The sequence below is a fragment of the Rhodopseudomonas pseudopalustris genome, assembly GCF_900110435.1.
GTDB classification, from domain to species: domain Bacteria; phylum Pseudomonadota; class Alphaproteobacteria; order Rhizobiales; family Xanthobacteraceae; genus Rhodopseudomonas; species Rhodopseudomonas pseudopalustris.
Window position 1 is genome coordinate 133733 of record NZ_FODT01000012.1, and the last position, 13383, is coordinate 147115.

9 protein-coding genes are annotated in these 13383 nt (G+C 64.4%); 6 read left to right on the top strand and 3 right to left on the bottom strand.

Annotated features, from left to right (window positions below):
* The first annotated feature begins 14 nt into the window (after positions 1–14).
* The 4 genes from BMY71_RS20435 to ppx all read left to right on the top strand — a co-directional run bounded on the left by BMY71_RS20435 (position 15) and on the right by ppx (position 5157).
* A complete protein-coding gene (locus BMY71_RS20435) occupies positions 15–572 on the top strand; it encodes a CDP-alcohol phosphatidyltransferase family protein (RefSeq protein ID WP_092685962.1) in 558 nt (185 codons plus the stop codon).
* A gap of 46 nt (positions 573–618) precedes the next feature.
* Positions 619–1296: a P-loop NTPase family protein gene (locus BMY71_RS20440; RefSeq protein WP_011503355.1), complete on the top strand. Its 678-nt coding sequence runs from the start codon at positions 619–621 to the stop codon at positions 1294–1296.
* Positions 1297–1443: 147 nt separating this feature from the next.
* Positions 1444–3639, top strand: a complete 2196-nt coding sequence (locus tag BMY71_RS20445; protein WP_041805353.1) for an RNA degradosome polyphosphate kinase — start codon at positions 1444–1446, stop codon at positions 3637–3639.
* 12 nt (positions 3640–3651) lie between these two features.
* Complete coding sequence (ppx, locus tag BMY71_RS20450) at positions 3652–5157, top strand: exopolyphosphatase (RefSeq protein ID WP_092685963.1); 1506 nt, start codon at positions 3652–3654, stop codon at positions 5155–5157.
* Positions 5158–5173: 16 nt separating this feature from the next.
* Here ppx and BMY71_RS20455 read toward each other — a convergent pair whose 3' ends face one another.
* From BMY71_RS20455 to BMY71_RS20465, 3 genes are all read right to left on the bottom strand, one after another.
* Positions 5174–6097 (bottom strand): bestrophin family protein, encoded by a 924-nt coding sequence (locus tag BMY71_RS20455; RefSeq protein ID WP_011503352.1) that lies wholly within the window; start codon positions 6095–6097, stop codon positions 5174–5176.
* Complete coding sequence (gene rnd, locus BMY71_RS20460) at positions 6094–7272, bottom strand: ribonuclease D (RefSeq protein WP_092685964.1); 1179 nt, start codon at positions 7270–7272, stop codon at positions 6094–6096. The genes BMY71_RS20455 and rnd overlap by 4 nt, the downstream gene beginning before the upstream one ends.
* 113 nt (positions 7273–7385) lie before the next feature.
* The gene (locus BMY71_RS20465) at positions 7386–8864 is read right to left on the bottom strand and encodes a protein adenylyltransferase SelO (protein ID WP_092685965.1); all 1479 of its coding nucleotides are present in this window, start codon (positions 8862–8864) and stop codon (positions 7386–7388) included.
* Positions 8865–9134: 270 nt separating this feature from the next.
* Between BMY71_RS20465 and aspS the strand changes: the two genes are divergently transcribed.
* Both aspS and BMY71_RS20475 read left to right on the top strand, forming a co-directional pair.
* Positions 9135–10907, top strand: a complete 1773-nt coding sequence (gene aspS, locus BMY71_RS20470) for an aspartate--tRNA ligase (RefSeq protein WP_092685966.1) — start codon at positions 9135–9137, stop codon at positions 10905–10907.
* A gap of 52 nt (positions 10908–10959) precedes the next feature.
* On the top strand, positions 10960–13269 hold the full coding sequence (locus tag BMY71_RS20475; RefSeq protein WP_092685967.1) for an NADP-dependent malic enzyme: 2310 nt from the start codon (positions 10960–10962) through the stop codon (positions 13267–13269).
* Positions 13270–13383 lie beyond the last annotated feature (114 nt).

Consider the following 13383-nt stretch of genomic DNA (forward strand, 5'->3'; position numbering starts at 1 on the left):
AACGTATGAAATGTATGTCGTTGTCTAATAGCATTCCGAATATTATTACGATTGGCCGCATCCTGCTGGTGCCGGTCATTGTCTGGGCAATTGCGTCGAATGAAATGGCAATCGCCTTCGCGGTGTTCGTCATTGCCGGCGTCAGCGACGCGGTCGACGGGTTTCTTGCCAAGCGCTTCAATATGAGCAGCGAGCTCGGTGCGTTGCTGGACCCGCTGGCCGACAAGGCGCTATTGGTCTCGATCTATGTTTCGCTTGGGATCTGGGGGGCGATCCCGCGCTGGCTGGTGATCCTCGTTGTGTCGCGCGACATCATGATCGTCGGGGCGGTGATCATTTCCTGGCTGTTCGGCAAGCCGGTACCGATGAAACCGCTGATGGTCTCCAAGCTGAATACCGTAGCACAGGTTGGATTTGCGGCGGTCGTGCTCGGCGCTCTCGGTTTCGACATTGAGCCGGCGCCTTACGACCTTATCCTCATGATTTCGGTCACGCTCTTGACCTTGGTTTCGGTCTCCCTCTATCTCATTGAGTGGACGCGGCATATGAGCACGATCGAGCCTCGCCGCTGAAACGCGTCGGCCGGCCGCGCAGAGCGGGCCGGCATGGAGCGACCCCGTGGCAGTCCGCGTACAACCCCGTCAATTGGCTCTGGACCTGCCGCACGCCGAGAGCCTGTCGCGCGAGGATTTCCTCGAAGGCACCGCCAACACCGCCGCACTCAAGCTGATCGAAAGCTGGCCCGACTGGCCGAACCGCATCATGCTGCTGGTCGGCCCCGAGGGGAGCGGCAAGAGCCATCTGGCGTCGATCTGGGCCGAGCAGGCGGGGGCGCGTTCGACATCGGCCCAGGCACTGACACCCGCGAACGTACCCGGTGAACTCGCTACCGGTGCTCTGGTGGTCGAAGATCTGACTCCCGGTAGTTTCGACGAGCGCGCCCTGTTCCATTTGATGAATCTGGCGCGTGAGGACGAGGCCTATGTGCTGATCACGGCGCGGCTGGCGCCCTCGGCGTTTCCGGCCGAGTTGCGCGATCTGCGGTCGCGATTGCGGGCGGTTCCTGTCGTCTCGCTGCTGGCGCCCGACGACGCGTTGTTTCGGGCGCTGATCGTCAAGTTCTGCGCCGATCGCCAGATGAGCATCGACGCCAATCTGGTCGGCTACCTCGCCAACCGGATCGATCGCTCTTTTGCCGCCGCGCGCCAGGCGGTGGAGCGGCTCGACACCGAGGCCTTGCGCCTCGGCCGTCCGGTGACGCGCGCGCTCGCCGCCGAACTCCTGCGCGAAGACTGAGTCCCTGCGGCATCCTGGCTGTCGGTCCGGCTTGACGACATCTTCGCCAGGTCTCTCAATGTCATGGAAACGTCTTGTGCGTGCAGCATTGTCTGGCCGCACCGCCGATCCCGGCACGACGCCCGTAATGCACTGGACCGATTTCTCATGGACGCCGAACAAGCCATTGTCATCGAAGAAAAAAAGGGCGGACCCGAGCCGGCGTCCGTGATCGCTGCTGGGCCCGAACGGTTCATCAATCGCGAGTTGTCGTGGCTGCATTTCAATCGCCGCGTCCTCGAAGAGTCGGTCAATCCGCGCCACCCGGTGCTCGAACGAGTCCGCTTCCTGTCGATTTCGGCGAACAATCTCGACGAGTTCTTCATGGTTCGCGTCGCCGGCATCAAGGCCCAGGTTCGCGAAGGCATCGTCGAGCGGAGTCCCGACGGGCTGACGCCGGCGGAGCAGCTGGTGCTGATCAACGACGCGATCTCGAAGCTCGGCTGCGACCAGCAGGCGATCTGGCGCGATCTGCGCAGCGCGCTCGCCGAGGTCGGCATCGTGCTGCTCGACGGTCGCGACGTCAGTAAGACTGAGCATAGTTGGCTCTCCGACTACTTCCTGCACCACGTCTTCCCGTTGCTGACGCCATTGGCGATCGATCCGGCACATCCTTTTCCGTTCATTCCAAGCCTCGGCTTCACCATGGCGCTGCAGCTGGCGCGGGTCACCGACGGCAAGTCGATGAATGCGCTGATCCGCATGCCTGGAAAGATCGATCGCTTCATCCGATTGCCCTCGACCGGCAAAGAGGTGCGGCTGATCACGCTGGAGCAGGCGACCTCGCTGTTCATCGGCCAATTGTTCCCGGGCTACGTCGTCAAGGGGCAGGGTGCGTTCCGGGTGATCAGGGATTCCGAACTGGAAATCGAGGAAGAAGCCGAGGACCTTGTTCGGTTGCTGGAGACCGCGCTGAAGCGCAGGCGCCACGGCTCGGTGATCCGGCTCAAGCTCGAAGCCTCGATGCCGGAGGAATTGCGCGCCTTCGTGCAACATGCGCTCGCCACCTCCGACGATGAGGTGACCCTGGTCGACGGCGTGCTGGCGATGAACGAACTGTCGCAATTGACGCGGCTCGATCGCCCTGACCTGGAATTCGCACCCTATGTGCCGCGTCACCCGGAACGGGTGCGCGATCACGGCGGCGACGTGTTTGCGGCGATCCGGCAGAAGGACCTGATCGTCCATCATCCGTATGAATCGTTCGACGTTGTCGTGCAGTTCCTGCAGCAGGCAGCGCGCGATCCCAATGTGGTGGCGATCAAGCAGACGCTGTACCGCACCTCCAACAATTCTCCGATCGTGAAAGCGCTGGCGGAAGCCGCCGAGGCCGGCAAGTCGGTGACCGCGCTGATCGAGCTGAAGGCTCGGTTCGACGAGGAAGCCAACATCCGCTGGGCGCGCGACCTCGAGCGCGCCGGCGTGCAGGTGGTATACGGCTTCCTCGAACTGAAGACACACGCCAAGCTGTCGCTGGTGGTCCGGCGCGAAGATTCCGGGCTGACCACATACGTCCACACCGGCACCGGCAACTACCATCCGGTGACAGCGCGCATCTACACCGACCTTTCGTTCTTCACCTCCGACCCGATCATCGGTCGCGACGTGGCGCGGGTGTTCAACTACATCACCGGCTATGCCGAACCGACCGATATCGAGAAGATGTCGGTGTCGCCGATCACGCTACGCAGAACGATGCTCAACCACATCCGTGGCGAGACGACGTTCGCACGCCACGGCAAGCCGGCGGCAATCTGGCTGAAGATGAACTCGCTGGTCGACCCGGAGATCATCGACGCGCTGTACGAGGCCTCCAGGGCCGGGGTTCCTGTGGAGCTGGTGGTTCGCGGCATCTGCTGCCTGCGCCCCGGCGTTCCCGGCCTGTCGGAGAATATTCGCGTCAAATCGATCATCGGCCGGTTCCTCGAGCACGGCCGGATCTATTGCTTCGGCAATGGCCACGGCCTCCCGAGCGCCAAGGCGGCGGTGTACATCTCGTCCGCCGATATGATGCCCCGCAATCTTGATCGCCGGGTGGAGGTGTTGTGCCCGTTGCTCAACCCTACCGTGCACCAGCAAGTCCTCGAACAGATCATGGTGGCGAACCTGAAAGATACCGAGCAAAGCTGGCAATTGTTGCCGGACGGGTCGTCGACGCGTATGAAGGCCGCGAAAGGTGAGGAGCCTTTCAACGTCCATAACTACTTCATGACCAATCCGAGTCTGTCCGGCCGTGGAAAGTCCCTCAAGGAATCGTCGCCACGTCGCCTCACGCGTCGCTCGGAGCGCAACCAGCCCTCTTGAGGACCTGGGACGTTGACCAGGCAGGCGCGCAGGCGCGAAACCAGCGTCGCCGTGATCGATATCGGCTCGAATTCGGTGCGTCTCGTGGTCTACGAGTCGCTGGCGCGCAGCCTGATCACGGTTTTCAACGAAAAGGCATTGTGCGGTCTCGGCCGTGAGGTGCAAAGCACCGGTCTGCTCGCGGCCGATGCCGTAGACAAGGCACTGACTGCGCTGCGGCGGTTCCGTGCGCTGATCCGGGTGATGAAGGTCAGCCGGGTCTACGCCATCGCCACCGCGGCCTGCCGCGACGCCAGCAACGGGCTGGAATTCATCGCGGCGGCCGAGCAGATCTGCGGCGTGACCATCGAAATCTTGTCGGGGCCGCGCGAGGCCAAGCTGTCGGCGCTCGGCGTGATCTCCGGCGTGCACAAGCCGAACGGCATCGTCGGCGATCTTGGCGGCGGCTCGCTGGAATTGATCGATGTCCGCGGCAGTCAGGTTCGCAAGGGCGTGACGCTGCCGCTCGGCAGCCTGGCGCTCCAGGACGCCTCGCAGAAATCACTGAAGCGCGCCGAGCGTATCGCCAAGGATGCGCTTGCGGGGGCGCTGCCGTTGAAGGCCGCGCGCGGGCGCTCTTTCTACGCGGTCGGCGGCACCTGGCGCGCGCTCGCCCGCATTCACATCGCGCAAAGCGGCTACTCGCTCAAAGTGATGCACGGCTATTCGATACCGGCGGCGGAAGCGCTCCGCTTCGCCAAGCGGCTGCGCGTGCTGGCCTCGACCGATCAACTCGCCGATATCGACCTCGTTGCCGATGCAAGGCGGCCGTTGCTCGCCTACGCGGCGCTGGTCCTCGAATACGTCATCGAAGCTTCCAAACCGAAGGCCATCGTGTTCTCGACCTACGGGGTCCGCGAGGGATTGCTGTACGAGCAATTGCCGGTCGCAGAGCGCGCCAAGGACGGCCTGATATGCGCGGCACAGGACCTCAATGCGCTGCTGTCGCGCTCGGCGCGCCACGCCGAGGAACTGATCGGATGGACCGACCGGTTGTTTCGCGTCGCCAAGGTGCGCGAGACCGAGGACGATCGACGGCTGCGCCGTGCTGCCTGTCTGATGTCGGATATCGGCTGGCGGGTCCATCCCGATCATCGCGGCGAGCAGACCCTGGCGCTGATCGCCAACGGCAATTTCGGCGACGTGACCCACCAGGAACGCGCCTTCATGGCGCTGTCGGTGTTCTATCGCTATGCCGGATTCAGCGAGCAGAACGAACCGCCGGGACCGGTCCGCGAACTGGTGACGCCGGCGATGGACGAGCGCGCGCGGCTGCTCGGCGCCGCATTCCGGGTCGCGCATCTGATCAGCGCGGCGCGGCCTGGCGTGCTGCCGGCGACGCATTTCCGCAGCAGTGGCCGTAAGCTGATGCTGGTGTTCGAACACGAGCTGGTCGACCTGGTCGCCGACCGCGTCGGCAGCCGCTTCAAGCAACTCGGCCGGATGGTCGGCCGCGCCGGGACGATCGTGCGGCGCTGAGCTTTGCCGCCGCCGCTCAGATCAGGATGTGGTCGACAGGGCGCGGCAGAGCGGGCAGGTCGGTTTCACCGAGCGCCTCACGCAGGTTGAGTTCGATCGTGTCGGCGAGTGCTCCGATAGGCAGATCGTTGGGGAGCTGTCCGAACGGCTCTTCCAGCTCGGATCCCAACGCATCCAGTCCGAAGAACGTATAGGCCGCCAGCGCAGTGGCGAACGGCGTCAACCAGCCGAGCGTGTTGGCGAAGCCGAAAGGCAGCAGGAAGCAGTACACATAAGCCGTTCGGTGAAGGAGCAGCGTGTAGCCGAACGGCACTGGCGTCGAACGGATCCGTTCGCAGGCGGCTTGCACCATCGCCATTTGCCCGATGGTGTGGTCGAGCATTTGGAACGGGATGTCGCGCAGCTGACCGTTGCGATGCTGCGCGGCGATTTCGGCTTGCATGGCCGCCAGCAACACCTCGGGTGGATTGCGGCTGGTGTTGTAGCGCGCCAGAATCTCGGGCGTGAGGCGTCGCTCGACCTTGTCGGTGTCGCCGCCGGGGCGGAGGTGGAGAACCAGCGATTGGGCAAAGGCGATCGCCAGCGTCAACAGCGTCGGTCGGCTGAGGTCGGTACCGTCGCCCGACTGTTGCAGGATCAAGGTCTGGCGCGACAGGTTGCGACTGAGACAGATCAGTTCGCCCCAATGCCGACGTGCCTCCCACCAGCGATCGTAGCAGGCGCTGTTACGAAAGCCCATGAAGACCGACAGCGCGATCCCGAGCACGGCGAACGGTGCGCTGTTGAAATCGGCGACCAGCCCTGGATAGGCATGATGCGTCCAGACCACCGCGACCGAAAGTCCAGCGATGGCCAAGGCCTGCGGATAGATCCGCTGTACTACTGAGCCCCGAACCAGAAAGAACAGCTGGAACAGATTGGGCGGCTGACGAACGATCATTGATCTGCGACGGGCCGTCCTGCGTCCGCGGTGCGGTCGACCCGCACCACTTTGCCTTTTTCGATCGCGAGCGAGAGGCGGCCTTGCTTGAGCGCCAAGGCGGCATCGCCGAACAGTTCACGCCGCCAACCGCGGAGCGCCCCGACGTCGGCATTGTCGTCGCACGCGATCTGCTCCAGGTCGTCGACGGTGGCGATCACCTTGGCCGCGACAGCGTGGCGCTCCGAGGTCATCCTCAGCAGCGCCTTCAGCAACTCGACGATGGAGGAGCCGTTGGAATTGTTGCGCGGCTTGTCGATCTTCGGCAGCGTCTGCGGGTCGCGCGCCAGACCGCGCTGGACCGCGGCGACGATCTCCGTGCCCCATTTCGAGCGGTCGAACCCCTTCGGCAGCGAGCGGAGAGTTGCAAGCCGTTCCAGCGAAGTCGGTGCATGGGTTGCGATGTCGCCAAGCGCATCGTCCTTGAGCACGCGGCTGCGTGGCACGTCGCGGGTCTGGGCTTCCTGTTCGCGCCAGGCAGCGACCTCCATCAAGACCGCAAGCTCCTTCGGCTTGCGAACCCGGGTTTTCAGCCGCTCCCAAGCGCTCTCGGGATGGAAGTCGTAGGTTTTCGGCGAGGTGAGGATTTCCATCTCCTCGCTGACCCAATCGCTGCGGTCGCGCTTCTTGAGGTCGGCGTCGAGCGCGGCAAACACGTCGCGCAGATGGGTCACGTCGGAGACGGCGTAGTGAAGCTGTTCGTCGGTCAGAGGCCGGCGCGACCAGTCGGTGAAGCGATGGGTCTTGTCCGGCCGGTGACCGGTGATGCGCTCAACGAGCTGGTCATAAGCGATGCTGTCGCCATAGCCGAGCACCATGGCCGCGACTTGGGTGTCGAAGATCGGGTGCGGCACGATCCCGGCGCGGTGCCAGACGATTTCGATGTCCTGACGGGCGGCATGGAAGACTTTCAGGACGTTCTCGTTCGCCATCAGGTCGAAGAATGGCTTGAGGTCGATGCCCGGCGCCAGCGTATCGACCACCACCGCTTCATCGGGGCTTGCCATCTGCACGACGCAGAGCAGGGGATAATAGGTCGTCTCGCGCAGAAATTCGGTGTCGACCGTGATGACGGGGTGGCTGGCGAGGCGGGTGCAGACGTCAGCGAGCTGCTCGGTGGTGGAAATCAGGTCCATCAAACTCTGTCACGTTCCGGAAATGGTGGCGTCGGGGCGTGATTGACCGGCACTGCGTCGTCGCCCAAAAAGCCATCGAATCCGAAGCACTAGACACGCTCGAAGGGCGGCGATCAAGTTCCGCAGAAGGTTTCGAGCACGCGTTCATGGGGCTGCGGCGGGTCCGCATAGCGGTCGAATTCCGGTTGTTCCCGGAAGGGGTTGGTGAGCACCGTCAGCAGTTCGTGGAACGGCCCGAAGTCGTCTTTATCGACCGCGGCGCGGATCGCCGCCTCGACCCGGTGGTTCCGCGGAATGTAGGCCGGATTGACCGCCCGCATCGCCGCCTGCCGGGCTGCGCCGTCCTGCGGCTCGGCCGTTACCCGTTGCCGCCAGCGCGGCGCCCAGTCGTCGAAGGCGGCAGGATCGTCGAACAGCGCCCGGACCGTGCCGAGTTCGGTCGGATCGATGGCGGCGTCGCTCAGCCGGCGGAAGGTGAGGGTAAAATCGGCCCGGCCTTTGGCCATCGCGGCCAGAAAATCCTGCGAGAGCTGCGCATCGTCCGCCTGGGTGGTGAAAAGGCCGAGCTTGGCCGCAAGCCCCGCCAGATAGGTGGCATTGAAGCGTTCGGCGAAGCCGCCGAGCACGGTCTGGGCGATCTCGACGCCCTTGTCCTCGTCGGCGGACAGGAGCGGCACCAGGCACTCGGCGAGCCGGGTCAGGTTCCACAGCGCGATCGGCGGCTGGTTGCCAAAGGCGTAGCGGCCCATGTGGTCGATCGAGGAGAACACCGTCTTGGGATCGAACGTGTCCATAAAGGCGCAGGGGCCGTAATCGATGGTTTCGCCGGCGATCGAGCAATTGTCGGTGTTCATCACGCCGTGGATAAAGCCGATCATCATCCAGCGTGCGATCAGATCGGCCTGCCGCGCAATTACGCCCTCAAGCAGCGCCAGGTAGGGCGCGTCGGCCTGCGCCGCCTCCGGATAGTGCCGGGCGATGACGTGGTCGGCCAGCGCCCGGACCGCCTCGCGGTCGCCGCGCGCGGCGAAGAACTGGAATGTGCCGACGCGGATGTGGCTCGACGCGACACGCGTCAGCACCGCGCCGGGCTGAATTTGGTCGCGCACCACGCGTTCGCCTGTCAGGACCGCGGCGAGCGAGCGGGTGGTCGGGATGCCGAGCGCGGCCATCGCCTCACTGACAATATACTCCCGCAGCACCGGGCCGAGCGCGGCGCGGCCGTCGCCCATCCGCGAAAACGGCGTGCGGCCGGAGCCCTTGAGCTGGATGTCGCGGCGGACGCCGTCCTGGTCGATTACCTCTCCGAGCAGGATGGCGCGGCCATCGCCGAGTTGCGGCACGAATTGCCCGAACTGGTGTCCCGCATAGGCCATCGCGATCGAGGCTGCGCCCTCCGGGAGGCGGGCACCGGCGAGGATTTCCGTGCCTTCGGGGCTGTCCAGCCAGTCCGGATCGAGCCCGAGCCGCTCGGCCAGCGGGCGGTTGAGCTTGATCAGCCGCGGGGCGGCGACCGGGGTCGGAGCCACCCGCGCGAAGAAGTTTTCCGGCAGCGCCGCGTAGCTGTTGTCAAACGGGAAATGGACTGTCATCCGGCACCAGATAGGAATGGTTCGCTGCCCTGACAATCAGCCGGAAAGCGTCCCGCATCAATATCTTCTGCCGACTTCCTGCGATCGTTAGCAAGGACCGGCGTCGCCAAGCTCGCCCAGACCGGCAGCGTCGGGCGTCAAGGCGTTGGAATGCGGCCGACCGAAGGCCGCATTTGGTTGCCGCGATGGGTTCGCTCGGGTAAACCCTGACGCTCTCCGCAAGGCTGCGGACGCTCGATTCTGCCCCTAGACGGCTTTCCCGGGATTTCCATGCACCGTTACCGAACCCATACTTGCGGCGCGCTCCGCGACAGCGATATCGATCAGACCGTCCGCCTGTCCGGCTGGTGCCATCGCATCCGCGACCATGGCGGCTTGCTGTTCATCGACCTGCGCGACCATTACGGCCTGACCCAGTGCGTCGCCGATCCCGACTCGCCGGCGTTCAAGGACGCCGAGAAGCTGCGCGCCGAATGGGTGGTGCGGATCGACGGACGCGTGCGACGCCGCCCCGAAGGCACCGACAATGACGATTTGCCGACCGGCAAGATCGAATTGTTCATCACCGAGATCGAAGTGTTGGGTCCGGCCGGCGAATTGCCGCTGCCGGTGTTCGGCGAGCAGGAATATCCCGAGGATGTCCGGCTGCGCTATCGCTTCCTCGACCTGCGCCGCGAGAAGCTGCACCAGAATATTATGACCCGCGGCGCGATCGTCGACTCGATGCGCGCGCGGATGAAGCAGCAGGGCTTCTTCGAATTCCAGACGCCGATCCTGACCGCATCGTCGCCGGAAGGCGCGCGCGACTTCCTGGTGCCGAGCCGGATTCATCCAGGCAAGTTCTACGCGCTGCCGCAGGCGCCGCAGCAGTACAAGCAACTGCTGATGATGTCGGGCTTCGACCGCTACTTCCAGATTGCACCGTGCTTCCGCGACGAAGACCCGCGCGCCGACCGGCTGCCCGGCGAGTTCTATCAGCTCGACGTCGAGATGAGCTTCGTCACGCAAGACGATGTTTTTGCTGCGATGGAGCCGGTGATCACCGGCGTGTTCGAAGATTTTGCCAAAGGCAAGCGCGTCACCAAGGGGTGGCCGCGGATTCCTTATGCCGACAGCATGCGCAAATACGGCACCGACAAGCCGGACCTGCGCAATCCGATCGAGATGCAGGATGTCTCCGAGCACTTCCGCGGCTCCGGCTTCAAGGTGTTCGCGCGGATGCTCGAAGAAGAGCGTAATCAGGTCTGGGCGATCCCGGGACCGGGCGGCGGCAGCCGCGCGTTCTGCGACCGGATGAACTCCTGGGCGCAAGGCGAAGGCCAGCCCGGCCTCGGCTACATCATGTGGCGAGAAGGCGGCGAGGGCGCTGGTCCCTTGGCCAACAACATCGGCCCCGAGCGCACCGAAGCGATCCGCGCCGCGCTCGGCCTGAAGGCGGGCGACGCCGCGTTTTTCGTCGCGGGCGATCCGTCGAAATTCGTGAAGTTCGCCGGGCTCGCCCGCACCAAGGTCGGCGAGGAGCTCAACCTGATCGACAAGGATCAGTTCGCGCTCGCCTGGGTGGTCGACTTCCCGATGTACGAGTACAACGAGGACGACAAGAAGGTCGACTTCTCGCACAACCCGTTCTCGATGCCGCAGGGCGGTATGGATGCGTTGCTCGGTCAGGATCCGCTGACGATCAAGGCGTTCCAGTACGACATCACCTGCAACGGCTTCGAGATCGCCTCCGGCGGCATCCGCAATCATCGCCCCGAGGCGATGGTGAAGGCGTTCGAGATCGCCGGCTATGGCGAGCAGGAAGTGGTGGACCGCTTCGGCGGCATGTACCGCGCCTTCCAATACGGCGCGCCGCCGCATGGCGGCATGGCCGCCGGCGTCGACCGCATCGTCATGCTGCTATGCGGCACCAACAATCTGCGTGAGATCTCGCTGTTCCCGATGAACCAACGAGCCGAGGACCTGCTGATGGGAGCGCCGTCACAGGTGACGCCCAAGCAGTTGCGCGAGCTGCATATCCGTCTCAATCTGCCAGAAAACTGATAACGGTCGACGCGACGGTCCGATGCCGACGACGAAGCCGCCGGGAGAATGCATGGCGTCCAATTATGAAGACCTTCAAGCTGCGGCGCTGGCCTATCATCGGCTGCCGCGTCCCGGCAAACTCGAGGTCCACGCGTCGAAGCCGCTGGCCAACCAGCGCGACCTCGCGCTGGCCTATTCGCCGGGCGTCGCCGCCGCCTGTAACGCGATTGCCGCCGATCCGGGTCAGGCCGCCACGCTGACGGTGCGTGGCAATCTGGTCGCGGTGGTCACCAACGGCACGGCGGTGCTCGGCCTCGGCAATATCGGCCCGCTCGCGTCCAAGCCGGTGATGGAAGGCAAGGCGGTTCTGTTCAAGAAATTCGCCGACATCAACGTGTTCGACATCGAGATCGCCGCCGACACGGTGGAGCGCGTGGTCGAGACGGTGGCCGCGCTGGAGCCGACCTTCGGAGGCATCAATCTCGAGGACATCAAGGGGCCGGAGTGCTTCGAGATCGAGGCGCAGCTCAAGGAGCGGATGAAGATCCCGGTGTTCCACGATGATCAGCACGGCACTGCGATCATCGTCTGCGCTGCGGTCAAGAACGCACTGCTGTTGAAGCGCAAGGAACTCAGTGAGGTCAAAATCGTCACCGCCGGCGCCGGCGCCGCTGCGCTGGCGTGTCTGAACCTGCTGGTGTCGCTCGGCGCGGAGCGCAAGAACATCTGGGTCTGTGACCTCGAAGGCTTGGTGTACGAGGGGCGCACCGTGCTGATGGACCGCTGGAAGGCGGTCTACGCGCAGAAGACCGACAAGCGCACCCTCGCCGAAGTGATCGGCGGCGCTGATGTGTTCCTCGGTCTATCCGGGCCGAAAGTGCTGACCCCAGAGATGGTCATGCAAATGGCCGAGAAGCCGTTGGTGATGGCGCTCGCCAATCCGACGCCGGAGATCATGCCGGACGAGGTCCGCAAGGTGCGTCCGGACGCTTTGATCTGCACCGGTCGCTCGGACTTGCCGAACCAGGTCAACAACGTCCTGTGCTTTCCCTACATTTTCCGCGGCGCGCTCGACGTCGGCGCGACCGCGATCAACGAGGAGATGAAAGTCGCTGCGGTCGATGCGATCGCGCAACTCGCGCGTGATCCGCCGGCCGATCCGGTCGCGGCGGGCCTCGACACCGACGAAGTGCTCGGCTTCGGTGAGGGATCGCTGATCCCGAGCCCGTTCGATCCCCGGCTGATCCTGCGCATCGCGCCTGCGGTGGCGATGGCGGCGATGGATTCCGGCGTTGCGACCCGGCCGATCACCTCGTTCGACGACTACTACGCCCAGCTCGAGCGCTTCGCATTCCGGTCCGGACTCGTGATGAAGCCGCTGTTCGCCAAGGCCAAGGCACAGCCGGTGCGGGTGATCTACGCTGAAGGCGAGGACGAGCGGGTTCTGCACGCCGTGCAGGTGATCCTCGAAGAAAAGCTGGCGCGACCGATATTGGTCGGCCGGCCGTCGGTGGTCGAGGCGCGGATCAAGCGATCCGGTCTGTCGATCCGGCCCGGCGAGGATTTCGACCTGGTCAATCCGCAGGACGACCCACGCTATCGCTCTTACGTGCAGTCCTATATCGACATCGCCGGTCGCGCCGGCGTGACGCCGGCGGCGGCCCGCACCGTGGTGCGGACCAACTCCACGGTGATCGCAGCGCTCGCGGTGGCGCGCGGCGAAGCCGACGCGATGATCTGCGGTCTGGACGGCCGCTACATGAACCATCTGCGCCATGTGCGCGATGTGATCGGTTCGCTGCCCGGCGTCTCGGACTATGCGGCGCTGGCGCTGCTGATCACCGGCAGGGGTGCGATCTTCATCGCTGACACCCAAGTGCGGCCCAATCCGACCGCAGAGGAATTGGCCGAGGTGGCCGCGCTTGCCGCAGTCCATGTGCAGCGCTTCAACATCAAGCCGAGAATCGCCTTCCTGTCTCACTCGGATTTCGGCAGCTATCCGACCGAGTCGTCGATGAAGATGCGCCGCGCAACCGCACTGCTCGCGGAGCGTCATCCCGAGATCGAAGCTGACGGCGAAATGCAGGGCGATACGGCGCTTTCGCAGACCGCGCGTGAACTGATCCTGCCGCATTCGCGGCTCGAAGGCGGCGCAAATATTTTGATCATGCCGAACCTCGATACTGCGAACGTCGCCTACCAGATGATCAAGGTGGTGGGAGAGGCGTTGCCGGTGGGGCCGATCCTGATCGGACCGGCGCGGCCGGCACACATCCTGACGCCGTCTGTGACGTCGCGCGGCATTCTGAACATGACCGCGGTCGCCGTGGTCGAAGCCCAGGAGCGGGCCGGGCGGCATCAGCGTACGCTGTTCGGTTGAGCCGTTTCGAGCGAAGTGAATAATTGCACAGCCGGCGGTGCGTAAGCCGCCGGCCTATTGTTTGACCGTTTGAAAACCACAGGGCGACCCTTCATACTTGCGGCGCGTTTGCGC

Excerpts from the sequence above, each read along its gene's own strand:
- BMY71_RS20475 (WP_092685967.1), top strand. The coding sequence starts at position 10,960 with ATGGCGTCCAATTATGAAGACCTTCAAGCTGCGGCGCTGGCCTATCAT.
- aspS (WP_092685966.1), top strand. The coding sequence starts at position 9,135 with ATGCACCGTTACCGAACCCATACTTGCGGCGCGCTCCGCGACAGCGAT.
- BMY71_RS20465 (WP_092685965.1), bottom strand. The coding sequence starts at position 8,864 with ATGACAGTCCATTTCCCGTTTGACAACAGCTACGCGGCGCTGCCGGAA.
- BMY71_RS20455 (WP_011503352.1), bottom strand. The coding sequence starts at position 6,097 with ATGATCGTTCGTCAGCCGCCCAATCTGTTCCAGCTGTTCTTTCTGGTT.
- rnd (WP_092685964.1), bottom strand. The coding sequence starts at position 7,272 with ATGGACCTGATTTCCACCACCGAGCAGCTCGCTGACGTCTGCACCCGC.
- BMY71_RS20435 (WP_092685962.1), top strand. The coding sequence starts at position 15 with ATGTCGTTGTCTAATAGCATTCCGAATATTATTACGATTGGCCGCATC.
- BMY71_RS20445 (WP_041805353.1), top strand. The coding sequence starts at position 1,444 with ATGGACGCCGAACAAGCCATTGTCATCGAAGAAAAAAAGGGCGGACCC.